Here is a 21,435-nt window from a genome sequence, read left to right on the forward strand (position 1 = left end):
CCCACTTTTGGGCGACATGCATGGCTGTTCGAATTGGGAGGAGAATTCCATGCCGCTCGCGATGAACCGTGAGGTCTTCATTACCTGTGCCGTGACCGGATCCGGCGGCTCGCAGGATCGCTCTCCGCATGTGCCGCGTTCGCCCAAGCAGATCGCCGATTCGGCCATCGACGCCGCCAAGGCCGGCGCGGCCATCGTCCATTGCCATGTCCGCGACCCCGAGACCGGCAAGCCGCGCCGCGATGTGCATCTCTACCGCGAAGTGACCGAGCGTATCCGCGACGCCAACGTCGACGTCGTGCTGAACCTCACCGCCGGCATGGGCGGCGACATGGTGTTCGGGTCGCCGGAAGCGCCGCTGCCGCTCAACGAAAAAGGCACCGACATGGGCGGCGCCACCAACCGCATGGAACATGTGCGCCAGTGCCTGCCGGAAATCTGCACGCTTGACTGCGGCACCATGAACTTCGCCGAAGCCGACTATGTCATGACCAACACGCCCGGCATGCTGCGCGCCATGGGCGGCATGATGACGGCCCTCGGCGTCAAGCCCGAGATCGAGGCTTTCGACACCGGCCACCTCTGGTTCGCCAAGCAGCTGGTCGAGGAAAAGGTGCTCAACCCCGACGCGCTGGTGCAGCTCTGCATGGGCGTTCCGTGGGGCGCGCCCGATGACCTCAACACCTTCATGGCAATGGTCAACAACGTGCCGTCGACCTGGAACTGGTCAGCGTTTTCCATCGGCCGCAACCAGATGGCCTATGCCGCGGCGGCCGTGATCGCCGGCGGCAATGTCCGCGTCGGTCTTGAGGACAATCTCTGGCTCGACAAGGGCGTGCTCGCCACCAATGCGCAGCTCGTCGAGCGTGCCGCCAGCATCGTCACCAATCTCGGCGCCCGGATCCTGGGGCCGGAGGAAGTGCGCAAGAAGCTCAACCTGACCAAGCGGGCGCCGATCGCAGCCGCGGCATAGGTGGGGGCTGGCGATGGCTACTACCGTCAAATTCACCGCGATGAAGGATGGCGACAGGCAAGACTACGAGTTCCTGACCGCCCATGAGACCGACTATGCCGCCAGGACCGGCGAGCGGCTGCTCGACGCGCTGGTCCAGCTCGACGAGGGTCTGTCCGGCTACAAGATCACCCGGCTCGGCCATTCGTTGCAGGCGGCGACGCGCGCCTGGCGCGACGGCGCCGACATCGACTGGATCGCCTGTGCGCTGCTGCATGACATTGGCGACATCTACGCGCCATACAATCACGACGAATACGCCGCTTCGATCCTGAAGCCCTTCGTGCGCGAGCAATGCACCTGGGTCGTCGAGAAACACGGCGACTTCCAGCGGCTCTATTACGCCCATCATCTCGGCGGCAACCGCCATGCGCGCGACCGCTTTGCCGGCCACGCCTATTTCGACGATTGCGACCAGTTCTGCGAGCGCTGGGACCAGTCGAGCTTCGATCCCGATTATGAGACGCTGCCGATCGACTTCTTCCGGCCCTTCGTGCTCGAGGTTTTCGCCCGCAAGGCCTACGACGCATCCGTGATCCGCGCCGGCGAGCGCGTGCCTCTCATTGATCCCGAAACAGCCAGGACAAGAACCGGAGCTTGCGCATGAGCATCATCAACAAGGCGGCCGCCATTGGCGGCGGTGTCATCGGCGCCGGCTGGGTGGCGCGGCTGCTGCTCAACGGCATCGACGTGTCGATCTTCGATCCAGATCCGGAAGCCTCGCGCAAGGTCTCGGAAGTGATGAAGGGCGCGCGCCGCGCCTACAAGCAGATGGTGCCCGGCGGCTTGCCGAAAGAGGGCAAGCTCACCTTCGCCAAGACCATCGCCGAGGCGGTCGCGGACGCCGATTTCATCCAGGAAAGCGTGCCGGAGCGGCTCGACCTCAAACACAAGGTGCTGGCCGAGATCGACGCCCATGCGCCGGCCAACGCCATTGTCGGCTCCTCGACCTCCGGCATCAAGCCGACCGACATGCAGGTGGCGATGAAGAAGCACCCGGAGCGGCTGGTCGTCGGCCATCCGTTCAACCCTGTCTATCTCCTGCCGCTGGTCGAAATCGTCGGCGGCGAGCAGACCTTCCCCGAGGCGATCGAGGTCGCCAAGGAGATCTATGCCTCGATCGGCATGAAGCCTGTCGTCATCCGCAAGGAGATCGAGGCCTTCGTCGGCGACCGCCTGCTCGAAGCCGCCTGGCGCGAGGCGCTGTGGCTGATCAAGGACGGCATCTGCACGGTCGAGGAACTCGACGACATCATGCGCTACGGCTTCGGCCTGCGCTGGGCGCAGATGGGCATGTTCCAGGTCTATCGCGTCGCCGGCGGCGAGGCCGGCATGCGCCACTTCATGGCGCAGTTCGGGCCATGCCTGAAATGGCCGTGGACCAAGCTGATGGACGTGCCGGAATTCAACGACGAACTGGTCGACCTGATCGCCACCCAGTCGGACGACCAGGCGCATGGCCTGTCGATCCGCGAACTGGAAAAGATCCGCGACGACAATCTGGTCGCGATCATGGATGCGTTGTCGAAGCAGAACAAGGGCAAGGGCTGGGGCGCCGGCGCCTTGCACAAGGATTACACCAGGCAGTTGGCCAAGCTGGCGGCAAAGAAGCCGGCTGCTTCCAAGGCCGCCGAAAAAGCCAAGGCCTCCAAGCCGGTGAAGAAGGCGGAAAAGCCGAAGAAAAAGAAGAAGGGCTGAGACGATGGATTTCGGTCTTTCGGAGGAACAAAAACTGATCGTCGAGACGACGCGCGCCTTCGTCGAGAATGAGCTCTACCCGCATGAGCGAGAGGTCGAGCGCACCGGTGTGCTGCGCCGCGAGCTGATCGAGGAACTCAAGGCCAAGGCGATCGCGGCCGGGCTCTATGCCGCCAACATGCCGGCCGATGTCGGCGGCGCGGGGCTCGATACGGTGACCTGGCTGCTCTACGAAAAGGAACTCGGCCGCGCCAATTACGCGCTGCACTGGACCTGCGTGGCGCGGCCTTCCAACATCCTCCTGGCCGGCACGCCCGAGCAGCGCGAAAAATATCTGTTTCCTTGCATCCGCGGCGAGAAATGGGACTGCCTGGCGATGACCGAGCCGGGTGCCGGCTCCGACCTGCGCGGCATGAAGGCGTCAGCCGTGCAGGACGGCGACGACTGGGTGCTCAACGGCACCAAGCATTTCATCAGCCACGCCGATCTCGCTGATTTCGCCATCGTCTTCATGGCGTCCGGCGAAGAGGATTCACCGCGTGGCAAGCGCAAGAAGATCACCGCCTTCTTCGTCGACAAGGGCACCAAGGGTTTCACGGTGCGCGATGGCTACCGCAACGTCTCGCATCGCGGCTACACCAACGCCATCCTCGAATTCGACGATTGCCGGCTGCCGGCCAGCCAGGTTCTCGGCGAAGTGCACAAGGGCTTCGACGTCGCCAATTCCTGGCTTGGCGCCACCCGCCTGCAGGTCGGCGCCACCTGCCTCGGACGCGCCGAGCGGGCGCTTGGCCATGCGGTGGAATATGCCGCCCAGCGCCAGCAATTCGGCCAGCAGATCGGCAAGTTCCAGGGCGTGTCGTTCAAGCTCGCCGACATGGCGACCGAGTTGAAGGCCGCCGACCTCATGGTCTTCGAAGCCGGCTGGAAGTACGATCAGGGCACCGTCACCGACCAGGACATGGCCATGGCCAAGCTGAAGGCCACCGAAATGCTGGCATACGTTGCCGACGAGGCCATCCAGATCCATGGCGGCATGGGGCTGATGGACGACCTGCCGCTGGAACGCATCTGGCGCGACGCCCGCGTCGAACGCATCTGGGAGGGCACGTCCGAGATTCAGCGACATATTATTTCGCGGGCGCTGCTGCGTCCGTTCGGTGCTTAGAGCATGATCGCCCAAAGCCGAGATTCGGTTTTGTCGGGCAAACGAGATCGTTTGTCCTGAGATGCTCAAACGAAAAGATGACCATGCATAAACTCGAACGTCTCCTGCGCCCGAAATCGATCGCCGTCTTCGGTGGCGTGCAGGCCGCCGCCGTCGTCGCGCAATCGATCAAGATGGGTTTTGCCGGCGAAATCTGGCCGGTGCACCCGACCAAGGACGAGGTTGCCGGACGCAAGGCCTATCGGTCGGTCGCCGATCTGCCCGGCGCGCCGGATGCCGCCTTTGTCGGCGTCAACCGGCATCTGACCATCGAGGTCGTCAAGGCGCTGGCCGAACGCGGCGCCGGCGGCGCCGTCTGCTTTGCCGCCGGCTTCCTCGAGACCGAAGCCTATGACGATGACGGCGAGCGGCTGCAGGCCGAATTGGTCGCGGCCGCCGGCGAGATGCCGATCATCGGGCCGAATTGCTACGGCCTGATCAACTATGCCGATGGCGCGCTTTTGTGGCCCGACCAGCATGGCGGCATCCGGCTGGAGGAGGGCGGCAAGGGCGTCGCCATCATCACCCAATCCTCCAACATCGCCATCAACATGACGATGCAGAAGCGCGGCCTGCCTATCGCCTTCCTGATGACCGCCGGCAACCAGGCGCAGACCGGCCTCTCCGAAATGGCGCTCGGCCTGATCGAGGATGAGCGGGTGACATCGCTCGGCCTGCATATCGAGGCCTTCGATTCGGTAGCCGGCTTCGAACGGTTGGCTGCGCGGGCACGCGAACTGAAGAAGCCGATCATCGCCATGAAGGTCGGTCGCTCCGAACAGGCGCGGCAGGCCACTGTCTCGCACACCGCGTCACTGGCCGGCTCGGACGCGGCCTCCGGCGCTTTCCTGAGGCGGCTGGGCATTGCGCGCGTCGATTCCATTCCGGCCTTCATCGAGGCGCTGAAGCTGCTGCACATCACTGGTCCGCTCCCGGGCTATCGCCTGTCGTCTATGAGCTGTTCTGGCGGCGAGGCTTCTGTCATGGCCGACAGCGCCGAAGGTCGCTGGGTCAATTTCCCGGTTTTGACGGAAAAACACCGCGCCCATGTCAAGTCGACGCTCGGGCCGCTGGTCGCGGTCGCCAACCCGCTCGACTACCACACCTTCATCTGGAACAATGAGCCGGCGATGACCGCCACCTTCACCGCCATGGTGTCGGGCGGCTTTGACTTGAACATGCTGGTGCTCGACTTTCCGCGCCCGGACCGTTGCTCGGTCACCGACTGGTGGGCGACGCTGCGCGCCTTCGAATCGGCGCTGAAGACCAACAAGGCGCATGGCGCGATCGTCTCCTCGCTGCCGGAGAACCTGCCGGAGGAATACACCGCGGAGCTGATGGCGCGCGGCATGGTGCCGCTGTTCGGCATTTCCGAGGCCATGGATGCCGCAGGCGCAGCGGCCTTCATCGGCTGGGCATGGGCCGAACCGCAGGCGCAGCCGGTCGACACCTCCGCTGCTGGCGCCGCCGGCGGCGCGCATGTCACGCCCGACGAAGCCGAAGCCAAGGCGCGGCTGATCAAGGCCGGGCTTCCCGTGCCCAAGGGCGAGCGCGCCGGCAATGCGGTCGAGGCGGTGATTTCCTCGATGGCGCTCGGCTTTCCCGTCGCCCTGAAGGCGCTGGGCGTCACCCATAAATCCGAGGTCGGCGCCGTCAGGCTCAACCTCAAGGACGCCGAATCCGTCAGCACGGCGGCGCATGATCTGCTGCCGCTCGGCACCGGCCTCTATGTCGAGCGCATGGTGCGCGACGGCGTCGCCGAACTGATCGTCGGCTTCACCAGGGATCCGATGTTCGGCGCTGTCATGACGCTGGGCACTGGCGGCGTGCTGGTCGAACTGCTGCGCGACAGCGTCACCTTGATGTTGCCGGCGACCCGCGACGACATCGAGGCGGCTTTGCGCGGCCTGAAGCTGTTCCCGCTGCTCGAAGGCTATCGCGGCCGGCCGAAGGCCGACGTCGCGGCCGCCATCGACGCCATCGCGGGCATTGCCGACTTCGTGCAGAAGAATGCCGGCGAGATCGAGGAACTCGACATCAACCCGTTGATCGTCTGCGTCGAAGGCAAGGGCGCCTGGATCGCAGACGCGCTGCTGGTGCTGGGAGAGAACAAGAATGTCTGACGTCATTTCCACCCGCCGCGAAGGCTCGATCCTCGAGGTCACCCTCGACCGGCCCAAGGCCAACGCCATCGACCTGAAAACCTCGCGGCTGATGGGGCAAACCTTCAAGGCGTTCCGCGACGATCCGGAATTGCGCGTCGCCATCGTCAAGACATCCGGCGACAAGTTCTTCTGCGCCGGCTGGGACCTGAAGGCGGCCGCCGGCGGCGACGCGGTCGACGGCGACTATGGCGTCGGCGGCTTCGCCGGCCTGCAGGAATTGCGTGACTTGAACAAGCCGGTCATCGCTTGCGTCAACGGTATGGCGGTGGGTGGCGGCTTCGAACTCGCGCTGTCCTGCGATCTCATCTACGCCTCCGACCACTCCTCCTTCGCGCTGCCCGAAATCCGCGCCGGCACGTTGGCCGACGCGGCGACGATCAAGCTGCCGAAGCGCATTCCCTATCATGTCGCCATGGACCTTCTGTTCACCGGCCGTTGGATGGATGTCGCGGAAGCGCATCGCTGGGGCCTGGTCAACGAAGTGCTGCCCAAGGAAAAGCTCGAGGACCGCGTCTGGGAGATCGCGCGCCTGCTCGCCAGCGGCCCGCCACTGGTGTTTGCGGCGATCAAGGAGACCGCGCGGGTGGCCGAAGCGCTGACCTTCCAGGACGCCATGAACAAGGTGACGCGCCGGCAGTTGGCGACGGTCGACGCGCTCTATGGGTCGGAAGACAATATGGAAGGGTTCCGCGCCTTCGCCGAAAAGCGCGATCCGGTGTGGAAGGGGAAGTGATTTACCCTTCCCTTGATGGAGAGGGTCGGACCGAGGGTCCGGGGTGGGGTGAAGCGCGCCGCCCGCCGCTCCGCGGCGCTCTCCCGCATCAAGGGGGAGGTAAAGGAGCTCCATGACCGACTACACAAAACTCATCGACGCCGAGACCTGGGCCTTCATCGAGCGGACCAATTCGTATTATCCGCCCGATACGATCGACTACACGATCGCGCAGCAGCGCGAGATATATGACCGCATGTGCCGGGAGTTCTTTGCCGGCTATCCCCAGGGTGTGACGGTCGAAACCTCGGCCATTGCTACGCCCGCGCACGACATCCCGATCCGCATCTACCGAAGCGCCCCGCAACCGGCGGCGACTGTGCTCTACATCCACGGCGGCGGCTTCATTCTTGGCGGGCTGGACAGCCATGACGACGTTTGCGCCGAGCTCTGCGCCCGCACCACCTACGAAATTGTCTCCGTCGATTACCGGCTGGCACCGGAGCATCTGCATCCGGCCGCCTTTGACGACGCGATGAGCGCCTTTGCATGGGCCGCTTCCACGCGCGACCGACCCATCCTGCTTTGCGGCGACAGCGCCGGCGGCAATCTCTGCGCCGCCGTCGGCCACGCCACGCGCGGCCATGCGAAACGGCCGGCGGGCCAGTTGCTGATCTATCCCGGCCTTGGCGGCGACCGCTCGAAGGGCTCCTATGTTACGCATGCCGAAGCGCCGATGCTGACCATGCGCGATCTCGAATTCTACAAGCACATCCGCACCGGCGGGCAGGATCGCGGCGGCGATGCGACGCTGGCGCCGCTTGCCGATACCGACTTCGCCAAACTGCCGCCGACCGTGCTGATCACCGCACAGTGTGACCCGCTGTCTTCGGACGGCGAGGCCTATCGTGACCGCATCATCGAGTCGGGCGGGCGAGCCACCTGGTTCGAGGAACCGGGTCTGGTGCACGGCTATCTCAGGGCCCGCCACACGGTCGGTCGCGCCCGCGAAAGTTTCACGCGGATTGTCGACGCGGTGGCCGCTCTTGGACGGGGCGCTTGGCACTGGTGAGCGGTTTCCCGTCTCACGACGGGCCCCGGTGACGTCGTTTCACGCCACCGAGCGTCCCGCCGCCCGGCCGGCGCTGCGGCCGGAGAAGATGCAGCCGCCGAGGAACGTACCTTCCAGCGCGGCATAGCCGTGCACGCCGCCGCCGCCGAAGCCGGCGGCTTCGCCCACCGCATAGAGCCCGGCGACCGGCTGGCCATCCGCATCCAGCACGCGGCTGTCGAGATCGGTCTGCAGGCCGCCCAGCGTCTTGCGGGTCAGGATGTTGAGACGCACCGCGATTAGTGGGCCGTTTGCCGGATCGAGCATCTTGTGCGGCTTGGCCGTGCGGATGAGCTTGTCGCCGAGATAGGCGCGGGCGCCGCGCAGCGCGGTGACCTGCATGTCCTTGGAGAATGGATTGTCGAGTTGGCGATCGCGGGCGCGGATCTCACGTTCCACCTGCGCGAGCTCGAGCAGCGGCTCGCCGCCGGCCAGCGCGTTCATGCGCGCCACCAGCTTCGAAAGGTCGGCCTCGACGATGAAATCCTCGCCCTTCTCCATGAAGGCCTTCACCGGACCCGGAATGCCTGACGTCGCGCGGCCGAGCACCTGGCGCCAGCTCTTGCCGGTGAGGTCCGGGTTCTGTTCGGAACCCGACAGCGCGAACTCCTTCTGGATGATCTTCCTGGTCAGGATGAACCAGGAATAGTCGAAGCCGGTGCTCATGATGTGGCTTAGCGTGCCCAGTGTGTCGAAGCCGGGATAGAGCGGTACCGGCAGGCGCTTGCCCCTGGCATCGAGCCAGAGCGACGACGGGCCGGGCAGGATGCGGATCGCGTGTTCGGTCCAGATCGGCGCCCAGTTCCTGATGCCCTCGACATAGTGCCACATGCGGTCACGGTTGATGATCGAGCCGCCGGCCCGTTCCGTGATCGCCAGCATGCGGCCGTCGACATGGTCGGGCACGCCGGTGATCATGCGCTTGGGCGCCGTGCCCAGGCGCTTGGGCCAGTTTTCCCGCACCAGCTGGTGATTGCCGCCGATTCCGCCGGAGGCGACGATCACCGCTTGCGCATGCAGCTCGAAATCGCCCGATATGTCGCGCGAGCTCTTGTGGCCGCGCTCGACGGTGCTGGGTTCGAGGATATCGCCGCGCACACCGGTCACCACAGCGCCCGTCCGCGTCAGTTCGTTGACCCGGTGGCGGAACTTGAAGCTGACCAATCCACGCTTTTGCGCCTCGCGCACGCGCTGCACGAACGGCTCGAGCACACCGGGGCCGGTGCCCCAGGTGATGTGGAAGCGCGGCACCGAATTGCCATGGCCGATGGCATTGCCGCCGCCGCGCTCGGCCCAGCCGACCACGGGAAAGAATTTCAGGCCGCGCTGCAGCAGCCAGGAGCGTTTCTCGCCGGCGGCGAAACCGACATAGGCTTCCGCCCATCTGCGCGGCCAGAAATCCTCCGGCCGGTCGAAAGCGGCGGTGCCCATCCAGTCCTCGAGCGCCAGATCATGCGAATCGCGGATGCGCATGCGCCGCTGCTCGGGGGAATCGACGAGGAAAAGCCCGCCGAACGACCAGAATGCCTGGCCACCCAGCGACTGCTCGGGCTCCTGGTCGACGATGATGATCCTCTTGCCGGCCTCGGCAAGCTCGGCGGCGGCGACCAGCCCGGCAAGGCCGGCGCCGACAATGATCACGTCCGCGTCGTCAGCCATTTTTCCTCCCAGAATTAGCCGGCTACTTTATTGCAAAGACCTAGACAGCCTCCCAGCCGTCCTTGCCGCCGGCGCGGAAGATGGCGTCGATGACCTTCTGGTTGAGCACGGATTCCTCCAGCGTGAAGACACGCTCCTTGCCGCCCTGTGCCGCGCGCGCGAAAGTCTCGACCTCCAGCCGGTACTGCTGCGTGCCGGGAAAGCGGAACACCTGCGCCTCGGTGTGGTTCTGGTTGTGCAGTTCAACGCGGTGATGATCGTAGAGCCCGGCATTGAAGGGCGAAAAGACCTCGATGAAACCCTTCTCGCCGTGGAACACCATCACCTGACGCGCAGCCATCTGCGTCGACAAATAGAAGGACAGTTCGAAATCGCCGAAATCGGCGCGGATCGAGGAGTAGATGTCGGTGCCGAATTTCTTGTCGCGCTCGATCGTCGCCTGCACGCGGCTGGGCTCCTTGCCGGTCGAGAAGCGCGTCGACACGGTCGGGTAGACGCCGATGTCGGGCAATGCGCCGCCGCCGAGGTCGAGCTGGTTGCGCATGTTGTTGGGGTCGACATTGTAGTAGGAGAACGCGCCCTGCACATGGCGCAGCCGGCCGATGGCGCCGCTGGCGATGAGATCGCGCACCTTGATCCATTGCGGATGGTAGATGACCATGAAGGCTTCGCAGACCAGCACCTTCTTGGCATCGCGCAGCTTGATCAGGGGGAGAATATCCTTGGCGTCAAGCGCGAGCGGCTTCTCGACCAGCACATGTTTTCCCGCCTCGATCGCCTTCGCCGTCCATTCGACATGCTGCGAGGTCGGCAACGGGATGTAGACGCCGTCAATATCCTTGGAGGCCAGCAGTTCCTCGTACGATCCGAACGCATGGCGCGCGCCGAACCGCTCGGCCAGGGCCTTGGCTTTCGACAGGTCTCGGCTGGCGATCGCCGACAGCACGCCGTTCTCCGCCTCGACGATTGCCGGCAACAACTGCTCGCGGCCGATCTTGGCCGTCGACAACACACCCCATCGGAACATCACGCTTCTCCATGTCGGTTACATCAGGCGAGGTTTGCCCGAAATCGACGGAAAAGCCAATGACCGGGGCTGACCCTAGCTCAGCCCCGCTTCCCCATCAGCGTCATGTCGAAGTTGACGACGTTGGAATAGAGCGGTGTGCCGACATCCATGCCGTAGCGCGACCGCAGCACCTTGCCGGTGACATGGAATTTGATTGTGCCGCCCTTCAAGCCGTCGAGTTCGGCGGTGAACTTTTCCGCAAACGTCTTGCCGCGCGCTGTCAGCCTGCCGGTGACAAGCGCTGACGTATCGCCGGTGCGGGTCACGCTGGTCGAGCGGAACTGGATCTCCGGGCTGTTTGCCGCATCGAACACCGCGTCGGAGCGCAGGAAGGCATCGATGCGGCTCTGGCCGGTACCGACGCTTTCGGGATAGATGGTAAGGTCGACCTTCGAGCGCCCGACATCGCCATTGTCGATGCGGATCGTGCCCTTGAAGCGGGCGAAGGCGCCGTCGAAGCCGCCGCCGCCGGCCTTGCCTATGGTGAAACGGATGCTGGAGCCTGCCGGGCTGACCGTGTAGCTGCCAGCGGCGTCGCTCAACGCCACCGCCGCGGCTGCGGGCACGGCAAGGCATGCGGCAAAAGCCGCGAATCCAAGGATGCGCGCATGCATGGGATTGTTCCTTTCCTGGAGGCAACGCGTTTGGCGTCCTCACCTCACAAACGCGGGAGGTCCCCGCTCTATTCCCCTTCTGACGAAGGCGTGATCATGCGCGTGAGCACGCTGTCGTGAAGCAGGAAGTGGTGGCGCAGGGCGGCCGCGATATGCAGCGCGACCAGTGCGATGCCCACATAGGCGAGATACCAGTGTGCGGCCGCCCAGAAGCTTTCGGCGGCATCGGATTCGGCGAGCGGCAGATTGGGCATCACGAACAGGTTGAACGGCATGGTCGGGATTTCCAGCGTCGAGACCGAAACCAGCGCCCAGCCGGACAGGGGCAAGGCGATCTGGAAGGCATAGAGCGCCAGATGCGCCAGCGGTGCCGTTCGCCGCTCCAGCGCGCCGACCGAAGCCGGCAGCGGCGGCGTCGCATGGCCGAGCCGCCAGGCGATGCGCAGGATGATGAGGCCAAGCAGCAAAAAGCCCAGGGATTTGTGCAGCTGAATCAGCTCGAAAGCGGTGCGCTGGCTGGTCAGCCGCACCATGACGAAGCCAAGGGCGAATTGCCCGATGAAGATGATGCCGATCAGCCAGTGGAGGAGAATGGTTGCCCAGCCGTAGCGGGTTGGCGTGTTTGTGATTGAAGTCTGCATGGCGTGTGAACGAATGCCGGGTCGGCTTTCTTCCGGCGCCCTCACCCTCCCCCGTGTGGGGAAGGTCGATCCGCAAAGCGGATCGGGGTCGGGGTCCTCGTAGGGCGCTACCCCCCACCCCGGCGCGCAATCTCCGCTTCGCTGCGACTGCGAGCCGACCCTCCCCACAACCGGGAGGGTGAGGGACGTTGCCTAACCGCTCACCTTGAAGAAATCCACAAATGCCCTGAGCGCCGGGCGCATCTGCCGGCGGCTGGGGTAATAGACGAAGAACCCGTCGAAGGGCGGGCACCAGTCCTCGAGCACGCGGATCAGCCTGCCGTCGGCCAGCGGCGCGCGGACATAGTCTTCGAAGACGAAGGCGAGGCCGGTGCCGTCGATTGCTGCTTGCGCGATCAGATGATCCTCGTCGAGGATCAGCGGCCCTTGCGCGGCGATCTCGATTTCCTCGCCGCCCTTCGCGAATTCCCAGCGATAGAGAACGCCGCTGGAGAAGCGGAAGCGGATGCAGCGATGATCGGCAAGGTCGCGCGGATGATGCGGTCTCGGCATGGCCGCGAAATAGGATGGCGCGCCGACCACAGCGCCGCGAATGTCCGGCCCGATACGCACCGCGATCATGTCGCGCTGCAGGCTCTCGCCAAGCCGCACGCCGGCGTCGAAACCGCCTTCCACCACATCGGTGAAACGATCCTCGATGAGGATCTCCAGCACGATGTCGGGATAGGCCTTGGCAAAGGCGCCGAGCCGTGGCGTCAGCACCAGATGCGCCGCCGTGCGCGGCACGCTGAGCCGGAGATTCCCGGCCGGCCGGTCGCGCGCCTCGAGTGCCGTCTCCAGCGCCAGGTCGATTTCGGAAAGGGCAGGACGTAACCGCTCCAGCAATTGCGCACCCTCTTCCGTCGGCGCGACGCTGCGGGTGCTGCGCGCCAGCAGCCGCACGCCGAGCCGTGCCTCCAGGCTGGACACCGCATGGCTGACCGCCGACGGCGCGATGGCCAATTCCCTGGCCGCGCCGCGAAAACTGCCGCATTGGGCAACGGTTGCCAGCACGGCAAGTTGGGAAAGATGTGCTCGGTTCATTGATCTATTTCTTGGAACAGCCCGTACAAATGAGAGCCGATTATCGAACAGACTGCAAGGCGCTATTTCTGCTGCATCACAACAAGGAGACGCGTGATGCAAGCCCGCAAGCTAGGAACTGAATTGAACGTCTATCCCGTCGGCCTCGGCTGCATGGGCATGAGCTTCGCCTATGGCGGCCAGCCGGAGGCAGAGGCGATCGCCACGCTGCACCGCGCCGTCGAGATCGGCGTCGACTTCTTCGACACGGCGGAAGTCTATGGTCCTTACGAGAACGAGATCCTGCTCGGCAAGGCGCTGAAGTCGGTGCGGAACAAAGTGACGATCGCCACCAAATTCGGCTTCAAGATTCTGGAGGAAGGCACCGGCCTCGACCGCATGGCCGGCGTCGACAGCCGCCCCGAGCACGTCAAGGCGGTGGCCGAGGCCTCGCTGAAGCGGTTGGGCACCGATGTCATCGACCTCTATTACCAGCACCGTGTCGATCCCAACGTGCCGATCGAGGATACGGTCGGCGCCATGGCAGAGCTGGTGCGCGAGGGCAAGGTGCGCGCGCTCGGCCTGTCGGAGGCAAGTGCGGCGACCATCCGCCGGGCGCATGCCGTGCATCCGATCGCTGCCGTGCAGAGCGAATACTCGCTGTGGACCCGCGACCCGGAAGAGGAGGTCTTCGCCGTTTGCCGTGAACTCGGCATCGGCTTCGTTCCCTACAGCCCGCTCGGCCGTGGTCTTTTGACGGGCAAGATCGCCAGGCCCGAAACGCTCGACGATGGCGACTGGCGCCGGACCTTGCCGCGCTTCCAGGCCGAGGCCATGCAAGCCAATGCCAAGGTCATCGCCACGCTGGAAGGGATGGCGGCGGAAAAGGGCGTGACCTCGGCGCAGCTGGCGCTGGCCTGGGTGCTGCACCAGGGCGATTTCATCGTACCGATCCCGGGTGCGCGAAAAATCCGCCACCTGGAGCAGAACACGGCGGCGGCCGGGATTGAACTGAGCGCGGCCGAAGTGGCGGCGATCGGCGATGCGCTGTCGCCGGAAAAGGTGGTCGGCAAACGCTACACCGAGGAGCTGCTGGCTCTGGTGAATGGGTGAATTGCAATTCAGAATTCGGAAAGGGGCGCTTCGGCGCCTCTTTTTGCAGCGTTGAAGGAGGGAGACGTCCGCGCGAGGCGCCCCCCTCTGTCCTGCCGGACATCTCCCCCACGAGGGGGGAGATTGGGTGCCGTCCCGGCTTTCGCTAATCGCTGACGTTGGAGAATGGGCGGGGCGCCGAAGCTGCTGATCTCCCCCAAGTGGGGGAGATGTCCGGCAGGACAGAGGGGGGCGCCTCGCGCCGACATTTCTATGTCTGCACCCTACCAAGGCACCACACTAATCTCAGGCCAGTTTTCCTTTGCCCGCTTGCCCTTCGCCTCATGCGTTCGCTGGTTGTCCGTCACCCGGTTCGGCGTGATGCGAAACGAGAAGACGTCATCAAGCCCGAACGGCGCCACCAGCTCCATCTGCCCGCCGGCATCGTAGCGCACCCCGACCCCATGCGTCTTCGAGGCAAAATAGCTGATGGGTTCGCTGGAACTCGTATAGCGCGGGCAGGGCTGCCCGAATTTCTGCGGATACCACAGATGCACCCGCGCCTGGTTGCGCACCTCGACCGGCAGCGCCAGCCCCTCGAAATGCCGCGCCGCCCGGCGGATGACAGCATCCTCGGCCTCATAGGACAGGTCGCTGTCGTCGAAATAAAACAGGTCGACATCCTTGATGCCGTAACCCGACGGCTTGCCGGTCAGATGGTTCCAGACTGTATTGTAGAGCGCCCCAGAAACCACCAGCCAGTCCGGCAGCTCAAGCGTGCGGGCCCGCGCCAGCGCCTCATGGACGAGCGGGTCCCCCAAGATGATGTCGAGGAACGCCGCGCGCTGTGCTTCGAACGGCAGCCCGGAATAGCGCAGATGGTCCATCGCCCTTTGGAGGACGATTCGCCATCTGCCCGCAAGCCGTGGTTTCTGCGCGATTCCGGACGGAAAACCGCCAAGCACTTTTCCTGGAATTGCTTCAGCCGCGCAGCACGCCACCCGTCTGCTTGCCGACATTCTCGACGATGCGCTTGGCCAGCGCCTCGAAATCCTCGTCGGTCAGCGTCTTCTCGACCGGCTGGATCGACACTTCGATGGCGATCGATTTTTTGTCGGCGCCGAGCGACGCTCCTTCGAAAATGTCGAAGACCGTGACGGCTGTGATCAGCTTCTTGTCGGCGGCAAGTGCTGCGCGCACCAGCGCGCCCGCCTCGATCGCTTTGTCGACGACGAAGGCGAAGTCGCGCTTCACCGCCTGAAAGGCGGAGAGTTCCAGCTTCGGCTTGGTCTTCGTCGGCTTGGCCTTCGGCTCCGGCACGGCGTCGACGAACACTTCGAAGCCGCAGAGCGGGCCGGAAACGTCGAGCCCTTCCATCGTCTTGGGATGGAATTCGCCGAACGTGCCGAGCACGGTCTTCGGCCCGAGCTTGATCGTTCCGGACCGGCCGGGATGGTACCAGGCTGGACCGCCCGCCTCGATCTGCAGCCGCTCGACCGGCGCGCCGCAGGCTTCGAGCGCCGCGATCGCATCGGCCTTGGCGTCGAACACGCCGACGGGGCCGGAATTGCCGGCCCAGCTGCGGCCCGAGCCGTCGAGCTTGGCGGTGCCGCGGCGCACGCCGGCGGCGACGCGCCGCTGCTGGTCGGCGCCGTCGCCCTCATAGGTGCCCGAGACCTCGAACAGCGCGACATCGCCAATGCCCTTGTCGGCATTGCGCTGCGCGGCGGCGATCAGCCCCGGCAGCAGCGACGGCCGCATGTCGGACATGTCGGCGGCGATCGGGTTGGCAAGCTTCAGCGCCTTCTGGCCGCCGCCGAACAGCTCGGCATGCTTGGCCGGGATGAACGACCAGGTGACGGCCTCCATCATGCCGCGCACGGCAAGCGCGCGCTTGGCGGTGCGGGTGCGGACCTGCAGCGTGGTCAGGATCTTCGAATTGACCGCGTCATGCGCGCCGAGCGGCTGCGGCGCGATGTTGTCGACGCCGTGGATGCGCATCACCTCCTCGACCAGGTCGGCCTTGCCGTCGACATCGGGACGCCAGGACGGCACCGCCACATCGACGACATCGCCCGAACCCTGCGGCTTGAAGCCGAGGCGCGACAGGATGTCGAGGCTTTCCGCCTCAGGCACCTCGATGCCGGTCAGCCGCGTCACTTCCGACAGCGGGAAGGAGACGATCTTGGGCTTGTGGCCGGCATAACCGACGACTTCGGTCTCGGCCGGCTCACCGCCGCAGAGATCGAGCACCAGCCTCGTCGCCAGCTCGATGCCGGGGACCATGAATTCAGGGTCGACGCCGCGCTCGAAACGGTAGCGCGCATCGGTGATGATGCCGAGCGTGCGGCCGGTGCGGGCGGTGGTGATCGGATCCCAAAGCGCCGATTCGATCAGCACGTCCGTCGTGTTCTCGTCGCAGCCGGAATGCTCGCCGCCCATCGCGCCGGCGATGGATTCGACGCCATTGTCATCCGTGATGGCGCACATGTCGGGCGTCAGCGTGTATTCGCGACCGTCCAGCGCCATCACCTTCTCGCCGTCCCTGGCGCGGCGCACGACGAGATTGCCGGCGACCTTCCTGGCGTCGAACACATGCAGCGGGCGGCCGCGATCGAAGGTGACGTAGTTGGTAATGTCGACCAGCGCGCTGATCGGCCTGAGACCAATGGCGATCAGCCTTTGCTGCAGCCATTTCGGCGAGGGGCCGTTCTTGACGCCGCGCACCAGCCGCAAGGCGAAGCCCGGGCAAAGCTCCGGCGCCTCGATCACCACTTTGACCGGCGTCTGGCCCTTGCCGGCAATCTTTTCGACCGCAGCGCTTTTCAGCGTGCCGAGCCCGCTTGCCGCCAGATCCCTGGCAATGCCGTAAACGCTGGTGGCATCCGGCCGGTTCGGCGTCAGGTTGATCTCGATGACCGGATCGTCGAGATGGGCGTAGGACGCGAAGCTGGCGCCGACCGGCGCGTTCTCGGGCAGGTCGATGATGCCGTTGTGCTCATCGGACAGTTCCAGCTCGCGCTCGGAACACATCATGCCATGGCTCTCGACGCCGCGGATCTTGCCGACCGTCAGCGTGACGTCGATGCCGGGCACATAGGTGCCGGGCGCGGCGAAAGCACCGATCAGGCCGGCGCGGGCATTCGGCGCGCCGCAGACGACCTGGACGGGGGGCTTGCCGTCGCCGGTATCGACGGTCAGCACCCGCAGGCGGTCGGCATCGGGGTGCTGCACCGCCGTCAGCACCTTGGCGATGACGAAGGGTTTCAGGCTCGACTTGTCGTCGACATGCTCGACTTCGAGGCCGATCGACGTCAGCCGCTCAACGATCACGTTGAGCGTGGCGTCGGTCTCGAGATGATCCTTGAGCCAGGAGAGGGTGAATTTCATGGGGCTGTTCCGTCTGGTCTTTTGACGCTTGATTTCAGATGTCTCGGCAGATCGTCGGACATATGCAGGAAGGGAAGCTGCTCGCTGACATAGGCATGCAGCGTCGGCTTGAAATCGGCCGGCGCGTCCATGGCGCCGAGCATGAAATAGATGTCGTCTGTCAGCCGCTCGTCGACATAGGTGATGGGCGAGCCGCAGACGCCGCAAAACGAGCGCGTCACCGGGCCGTTCTCGTACATCATCAGCGCCTTGCCGGTGAACGCCACTTTATCGGCCAGGAAGCCGACAAAGGCCGAGACCGGCGCGCCGCTGGCCCGCCGGCAATCGCCGCAATGGCAATAGCCGACGTGATGCGGCTCGGCCGAGGCCTCGAACCGCACGGCGCCGCAGCGGCAGCCGCCGATGTGGAGCGCTGTCATGCGCTCAAGCCGCCGAACAGCGTCGGCATGTCGAGTGGCCGGAAACCGTAATGCGACAGCCAGCGCACGTCCGCGTCGAAGAAGGCGCGGAGGTCCGGCATGCCGTATTTGAGCATGGCGATGCGGTCGATGCCCATACCCCAGGCAAAGCCCTGATACTCGTCGGGATCGAGCCCGCCGGCGCGCAGCACATTGGGGTGCACCATGCCGCAGCCGAGGATCTCCATCCAGTCGGAGCCTTCGCCGAAGCGCACTTCGCCGGGCCGCGAGCGGTCGCACTGGATGTCGACCTCGAGGCTTGGCTCGGTGAACGGGAAGAAGGACGGCCGGAAGCGCATCTTGACTGACGGCACCTCGAAGAACGCCTTGCAGAATTCCTCCAGCACCCACTTCATATTGGCGACATTGGCCGTCTTGTCGATCACCAGACCCTCGACCTGATGGAACATCGGCGAGTGCGTGGCGTCGGAATCCTGGCGGTAGGTCTTGCCCGGAATGACGATGCGGATCGGCGGCTTCTGCTTCTCCATGGTGCGGATCTGCACGGGCGAGGTGTGCGTGCGCAACAGCTTGCGCTCACCCTTCTCGTCCGGCTGGAAGAAGAAGGTGTCGTGCATCTCGCGCGCCGGATGTCCTTCCGGGAAATTCAGCGCGGTGAAATTGTAGTAGTCGGTCTCGACATCGGGACCTTCGGCGATGGCGAAGCCGAGATCGCCGAAGATTGCGGCGATCTCGTCGATGACCTGGCTGATCGGATGGATGCGGCCGCGCTCGGCCGGCGACTGCCGCACCGGCAGCGTCACGTCGACCTTCTCGGCGGCGAGACGTGCTGCGATCGCCACATCCCTGAGTTCGGCCTTGCGGGCCGTCAGCGCCTCGGTGACGCGGTTCTTGAGGCCGTTGATGACGGGGCCCTTGAGCTGGCGCTCCTCGGCGGTCATGGCGCCAAGCGTTTTCAGCATCTCGGACACGGTGCCCTTCTTGCCGAAGGCGGCGATACGCACGGCCTCGATGGCCGGCTCATCGGCGGCAGATGCGATATCGGCCAGCAGTGAATCTTCCAGGGCTTCAAGATTTCCAGCGGTGGCGTTCACAGTGAAGCTCTCTCGATAGGGTGACCGACACCATTTTGGTTCGTCGTCACCATTTTGGTTACATCAGGGTCAAAAAAGAACCCGCGCCAGCCGTGCCAGCGCGGGTTCCCCATAATCAGAATTGCGAATGCTTGGGAAGCGCTGGTCTTAGGCGACAGCGCTTTCAAAAGCGTTCGGCGTGGTGTTCTTCAGATATTCGAGCGCGACCTTGGCCTTGGCCACGAGCGCGGCGAAAGCCTGCGGCTCATGGATGGCCATGTCGGACAGGATCTTGCGATCGATCTCGATGCCGGCCTTGTTGAGGCCGTCGATGAAGCGGCCATAGGTCAGGCCATGCTCGTGGGTCGCGGCGTTGATGCGCTGGATCCACAGCGCGCGGAACGAGCGCTTGCGGTTCTTGCGGTCGCGGTAGGCGTACTGCAGCGACTTTTCCACCGCCTGCTTGGCGATGCGGATGGTGTTCTTGCGACGGCCGTAGAAGCCCTTGGCGGCTTTCAGGACCTTCTTGTGCTTGGCGTGCGAGGTGACGCCTCTTTTTACGCGTGCCATGTCATGATCTCCTTAAAAGCAATTCCTGGAAAAGTGTCTTGCGGTTTTCCGTTCGGAATTGCGTAAAACTAATGCGTGTCCAGACCGAATGCTCAGAGGCCGTTCGGCAGAAAATTCTTGATGACCTTCTTGCCATCCGGTTCAGCCAGAACCATCGTGCCGCGGGCATTTCGAATGAACTTGTTGGAACGCTTGATCATGCCGTGACGCTTGCCGGCCGCAGCCGACAGGACTTTACCCGTACCTGTGATCTTGAACCGCTTCTTGGCGGCCGACTTGGTCTTCATCTTGGGCATTTTGCTACTCCGTCTTGTTGGCGCACTATCGCGCTTCTTGTTCGCTCCGGGCCGACCAAAGCCCGAAAAGCAAATGAAACCGCCACGGCATGCCCTGCCGGGCGGTTTTCTTGAACGGCGGTCCTATACGTCAAAGACGGCCTGTACGCAACACCTGAAGCCGTGCGGCGCTCTGTCCCGATCAGGGCAGCGTAAACCACACAGGCAGCACGCCCGACTGCTGCGCGCCGTCGATCAGTTCGAAGGCCGGCAGCGCGATCAGGAACACCAGGCCGTCGAGCAGCGTGGTCAGCAGCAGGCGCGGCTTGAAGCTGCCGGTGTCGCCCTCCTGATAGAGGGAAAGTTTCGGAAAGAAGCGCGGCACCTTCTCCAGATAGGCCTGATAGGGCGCCCCAAGTGCCTCCTTGAGGAATTTCTCTTCGCGCAGGATGACGATGTGGAAAGCCCCCGCGCATAGCAGTGCGAACAGGATAATGCCCGAGAACGAACCAATCTGCGCGCCGACGCCGGCCGCGGCCACGGTCGAGAACACATAAAGCGGGTTGCGGGTGATCGAGTACGGCCCGCCCGTCACCACCTCGGAGGACTTGCGCCCGCCAATATAGAGCGTGGCCCAAAGGCGGCCGACGATGCCGAGGAAAATCAGCAGCACGCCGAACATCTCGACTGTTTCATGCACAGGCGTGTCGGGTGGGAAGGTCGATTGACCGAACAGCAGGGCCAGAAACAGCACCGCCACGAGCACGGCAAGCACCAGCCGACGCATCTGCTGGTAATTGCCCAGCCCGTATTTGAGTTCGTTGTCCAAGGGGATATCCGATCGTCGAGGAGCTATTGCATGTCGCCCAAAAGTGGGTCCGGTTTTGGGAGGACGACATGCATAAAAACAAAGCCGGCGATCGCAGCTTTAGCCGAGAAACAGGCGTCCCGCCGATCGCCGGGACGCTCTGCAAGACAATTCAGGCGGATTTGGAGCGCTGGTTGCGCCTGACTTTATCGTGATCTCAGGTGTTGATATTCAGCACACCTTAGCGCGGCGCCAGCACCATCATCATCTGGCGGCCTTCGAGCTTCGGCTCCGCCTCGACCTTGGCGATGGTCGCCACTTCCTCGCGCACCTTGTTCAGAAGCTGCATGCCGAGTTCCATATGCGCCATCTCGCGGCCACGGAAGCGCAGCGTCAGCTTGACCTTGTCGCCTTCCTCGAAGAAGCGGCGCACCGCCTTCATCTTGGTCTCGTAGTCATGGCTGTCGATGTTCGGGCGCATCTTGATCTCCTTGATCTCGATGACCTTCTGATTCTTGCGCGCCTCGGCCGCCTTCTTCTGGTTGGCGTACTTCAACTTGCCGAGATCGAGGATCTTTACGACGGGCGGCACCGCATTGGGCGATATCTCAACGAGATCGAGCCCGGCCTCTTCGGCGAGCAGCAATGCGTCGTTGATGGAAACATCGCCGCGGTTCTGGCCTTCGGCGTCGATAAGCTGGACCCGGGGAACCCGGATGTCACGGTTGGAGCGCGGCCCATCCTTGGTCGGCGCCGCTGCTTTGAAAGGTCTGCGAATGGTCGTGGTCTCCTTGGCCGTTTCGTTCAGGATTTGTCAGTCTTGATGCGTGGACGCGCCAATGTGGTGAGCGCGCGGGC

At 64.3% G+C, this 21,435-nt stretch carries 22 protein-coding genes; 9 read left to right on the forward strand and 13 right to left on the reverse strand.

All coding sequences use genetic code 11. The annotated features are described in order from the left end of the window. The first annotated feature begins 49 nt into the window (after positions 1–49). The 7 genes from CK227_RS03070 (at position 50) to CK227_RS03100 (ending at position 7,866) form a co-directional block, all read left to right on the forward strand. Positions 50–973: a 3-keto-5-aminohexanoate cleavage protein gene (locus tag CK227_RS03070; RefSeq protein WP_095771917.1), complete on the forward strand. Its 924-nt coding sequence runs from the start codon at positions 50–52 to the stop codon at positions 971–973. 13 nt (positions 974–986) lie between these two features. Next, complete coding sequence (locus tag CK227_RS03075) at positions 987–1,619, forward strand: HD domain-containing protein (protein WP_095771509.1); 633 nt, start codon at positions 987–989, stop codon at positions 1,617–1,619. Further along, positions 1,616–2,710 (forward strand): carnitine 3-dehydrogenase, encoded by a 1,095-nt coding sequence (locus CK227_RS03080; RefSeq protein ID WP_095771510.1) that lies wholly within the window; start codon positions 1,616–1,618, stop codon positions 2,708–2,710. The genes CK227_RS03075 and CK227_RS03080 overlap by 4 nt, the downstream gene beginning before the upstream one ends. Positions 2,711–2,714: 4 nt before the next feature. Next, positions 2,715–3,878 (forward strand): acyl-CoA dehydrogenase, encoded by a 1,164-nt coding sequence (locus CK227_RS03085; protein WP_095771511.1) that lies wholly within the window; start codon positions 2,715–2,717, stop codon positions 3,876–3,878. 83 nt (positions 3,879–3,961) lie between these two features. Continuing rightward, complete coding sequence (locus CK227_RS03090) at positions 3,962–6,040, forward strand: acetate--CoA ligase family protein (protein WP_095771918.1); 2,079 nt, start codon at positions 3,962–3,964, stop codon at positions 6,038–6,040. After that, a complete protein-coding gene (locus CK227_RS03095; RefSeq protein ID WP_095771512.1) occupies positions 6,033–6,815 on the forward strand; it encodes a carnitinyl-CoA dehydratase in 783 nt (260 codons plus the stop codon). Before CK227_RS03090 ends, CK227_RS03095 begins: the two co-directional genes overlap by 8 nt. 112 nt (positions 6,816–6,927) lie before the next feature. Further along, positions 6,928–7,866: an alpha/beta hydrolase gene (locus CK227_RS03100; protein WP_095771513.1), complete on the forward strand. Its 939-nt coding sequence runs from the start codon at positions 6,928–6,930 to the stop codon at positions 7,864–7,866. Positions 7,867–7,905: 39 nt separating this feature from the next. On the opposite strand, the gene CK227_RS03105 is transcribed toward CK227_RS03100, so the two are convergent. From CK227_RS03105 to CK227_RS03125, 5 genes are all read right to left on the reverse strand, one after another. Further along, positions 7,906–9,564, reverse strand: coding sequence for an FAD-binding dehydrogenase (locus tag CK227_RS03105; protein ID WP_095771514.1), 1,659 nt, complete (start codon positions 9,562–9,564; stop codon positions 7,906–7,908). Between the two features lie 40 nt (positions 9,565–9,604). Beyond that, on the reverse strand, positions 9,605–10,591 hold the full coding sequence (locus tag CK227_RS03110; RefSeq protein ID WP_095771515.1) for a Gfo/Idh/MocA family oxidoreductase: 987 nt from the start codon (positions 10,589–10,591) through the stop codon (positions 9,605–9,607). Between the two features lie 80 nt (positions 10,592–10,671). After that, on the reverse strand, positions 10,672–11,247 hold the full coding sequence (locus tag CK227_RS03115) for a YceI family protein (RefSeq protein ID WP_095771516.1): 576 nt from the start codon (positions 11,245–11,247) through the stop codon (positions 10,672–10,674). A gap of 68 nt (positions 11,248–11,315) precedes the next feature. Continuing rightward, the gene (locus CK227_RS03120) at positions 11,316–11,888 is read right to left on the reverse strand and encodes a cytochrome b (RefSeq protein WP_095771517.1); all 573 of its coding nucleotides are present in this window, start codon (positions 11,886–11,888) and stop codon (positions 11,316–11,318) included. A 192-nt stretch (positions 11,889–12,080) separates the two neighbouring features. After that, positions 12,081–12,971, reverse strand: a complete 891-nt coding sequence (locus CK227_RS03125) for a LysR family transcriptional regulator (RefSeq protein WP_095771518.1) — start codon at positions 12,969–12,971, stop codon at positions 12,081–12,083. Positions 12,972–13,067: 96 nt separating this feature from the next. On the opposite strand from CK227_RS03125, the gene CK227_RS03130 reads away from it, so the two are divergent. After that, positions 13,068–14,063, forward strand: a complete 996-nt coding sequence (locus CK227_RS03130) for an aldo/keto reductase (protein ID WP_095771519.1) — start codon at positions 13,068–13,070, stop codon at positions 14,061–14,063. Positions 14,064–14,326: 263 nt separating this feature from the next. On the opposite strand, the gene CK227_RS03135 is transcribed toward CK227_RS03130, so the two are convergent. The 7 genes from CK227_RS03135 to CK227_RS03165 form a co-directional block, all read right to left on the reverse strand. Next, entirely contained in the window at positions 14,327–14,929 is a 603-nt protein-coding gene (locus tag CK227_RS03135) for a nucleotidyltransferase family protein (RefSeq protein WP_095771520.1), read from the reverse strand. A 94-nt stretch (positions 14,930–15,023) separates the two neighbouring features. After that, entirely contained in the window at positions 15,024–17,432 is a 2,409-nt protein-coding gene (gene pheT / locus CK227_RS03140; RefSeq protein WP_095771521.1) for a phenylalanine--tRNA ligase subunit beta, read from the reverse strand. Beyond that, the gene (locus CK227_RS03145; RefSeq protein ID WP_095771522.1) at positions 17,429–17,851 is read right to left on the reverse strand and encodes a GFA family protein; all 423 of its coding nucleotides are present in this window, start codon (positions 17,849–17,851) and stop codon (positions 17,429–17,431) included. The genes pheT and CK227_RS03145 overlap by 4 nt, the downstream gene beginning before the upstream one ends. After that, complete coding sequence (gene pheS / locus CK227_RS03150) at positions 17,848–18,945, reverse strand: phenylalanine--tRNA ligase subunit alpha (RefSeq protein ID WP_095771523.1); 1,098 nt, start codon at positions 18,943–18,945, stop codon at positions 17,848–17,850. Before pheS ends, CK227_RS03145 begins: the two co-directional genes overlap by 4 nt. A 147-nt stretch (positions 18,946–19,092) precedes the next feature. Then, positions 19,093–19,494, reverse strand: a complete 402-nt coding sequence (gene rplT / locus CK227_RS03155) for a 50S ribosomal protein L20 (RefSeq protein ID WP_006201247.1) — start codon at positions 19,492–19,494, stop codon at positions 19,093–19,095. A 92-nt stretch (positions 19,495–19,586) separates the two neighbouring features. Next, entirely contained in the window at positions 19,587–19,790 is a 204-nt protein-coding gene (gene rpmI, locus CK227_RS03160) for a 50S ribosomal protein L35 (protein WP_006201248.1), read from the reverse strand. 181 nt (positions 19,791–19,971) lie between these two features. Beyond that, positions 19,972–20,598: an isoprenylcysteine carboxylmethyltransferase family protein gene (locus CK227_RS03165; RefSeq protein WP_095792089.1), complete on the reverse strand. Its 627-nt coding sequence runs from the start codon at positions 20,596–20,598 to the stop codon at positions 19,972–19,974. A gap of 68 nt (positions 20,599–20,666) precedes the next feature. Here CK227_RS03165 and CK227_RS37790 point away from each other — a divergent pair, with 68 nt between their 5' ends. Then, a complete protein-coding gene (locus tag CK227_RS37790; protein ID WP_280951221.1) occupies positions 20,667–20,792 on the forward strand; it encodes a hypothetical protein in 126 nt (41 codons plus the stop codon). Positions 20,793–20,818: 26 nt separating this feature from the next. Here CK227_RS37790 and infC read toward each other — a convergent pair whose 3' ends face one another. Then, positions 20,819–21,355, reverse strand: coding sequence for a translation initiation factor IF-3 (infC, locus tag CK227_RS03170; protein WP_010912915.1), 537 nt, complete (start codon positions 21,353–21,355; stop codon positions 20,819–20,821). Positions 21,356–21,435 lie beyond the last annotated feature (80 nt).

The sequence above is a fragment of the Mesorhizobium sp. WSM4308 genome, from assembly GCF_002294905.1.
Classification (GTDB): Bacteria; Pseudomonadota; Alphaproteobacteria; order Rhizobiales; family Rhizobiaceae; genus Mesorhizobium.

Bases quoted from the DNA above. Each gene is read 5' to 3' on its own strand.
- rplT (WP_006201247.1), bottom strand. From the start codon at position 19,494: ATGGCACGCGTAAAAAGAGGCGTCACCTCGCACGCCAAGCACAAGAAG.
- CK227_RS03145 (WP_095771522.1), bottom strand. From the start codon at position 17,851: ATGACAGCGCTCCACATCGGCGGCTGCCGCTGCGGCGCCGTGCGGTTC.
- CK227_RS03135 (WP_095771520.1), bottom strand. From the start codon at position 14,929: ATGGACCATCTGCGCTATTCCGGGCTGCCGTTCGAAGCACAGCGCGCG.
- CK227_RS03120 (WP_095771517.1), bottom strand. From the start codon at position 11,888: ATGCAGACTTCAATCACAAACACGCCAACCCGCTACGGCTGGGCAACC.
- CK227_RS03115 (WP_095771516.1), bottom strand. From the start codon at position 11,247: ATGCATGCGCGCATCCTTGGATTCGCGGCTTTTGCCGCATGCCTTGCC.
- CK227_RS37790 (WP_280951221.1), top strand. From the start codon at position 20,667: ATGCATAAAAACAAAGCCGGCGATCGCAGCTTTAGCCGAGAAACAGGC.
- CK227_RS03070 (WP_095771917.1), top strand. From the start codon at position 50: ATGCCGCTCGCGATGAACCGTGAGGTCTTCATTACCTGTGCCGTGACC.
- CK227_RS03095 (WP_095771512.1), top strand. From the start codon at position 6,033: ATGTCTGACGTCATTTCCACCCGCCGCGAAGGCTCGATCCTCGAGGTC.
- CK227_RS03090 (WP_095771918.1), top strand. From the start codon at position 3,962: ATGCATAAACTCGAACGTCTCCTGCGCCCGAAATCGATCGCCGTCTTC.
- CK227_RS03080 (WP_095771510.1), top strand. From the start codon at position 1,616: ATGAGCATCATCAACAAGGCGGCCGCCATTGGCGGCGGTGTCATCGGC.
- rpmI (WP_006201248.1), bottom strand. From the start codon at position 19,790: ATGCCCAAGATGAAGACCAAGTCGGCCGCCAAGAAGCGGTTCAAGATC.
- CK227_RS03125 (WP_095771518.1), bottom strand. From the start codon at position 12,971: ATGAACCGAGCACATCTTTCCCAACTTGCCGTGCTGGCAACCGTTGCC.
- CK227_RS03100 (WP_095771513.1), top strand. From the start codon at position 6,928: ATGACCGACTACACAAAACTCATCGACGCCGAGACCTGGGCCTTCATC.
- pheT (WP_095771521.1), bottom strand. From the start codon at position 17,432: ATGAAATTCACCCTCTCCTGGCTCAAGGATCATCTCGAGACCGACGCC.
- CK227_RS03075 (WP_095771509.1), top strand. From the start codon at position 987: ATGGCTACTACCGTCAAATTCACCGCGATGAAGGATGGCGACAGGCAA.
- CK227_RS03110 (WP_095771515.1), bottom strand. From the start codon at position 10,591: ATGTTCCGATGGGGTGTGTTGTCGACGGCCAAGATCGGCCGCGAGCAG.
- CK227_RS03130 (WP_095771519.1), top strand. From the start codon at position 13,068: ATGCAAGCCCGCAAGCTAGGAACTGAATTGAACGTCTATCCCGTCGGC.
- CK227_RS03105 (WP_095771514.1), bottom strand. From the start codon at position 9,564: ATGGCTGACGACGCGGACGTGATCATTGTCGGCGCCGGCCTTGCCGGG.
- CK227_RS03085 (WP_095771511.1), top strand. From the start codon at position 2,715: ATGGATTTCGGTCTTTCGGAGGAACAAAAACTGATCGTCGAGACGACG.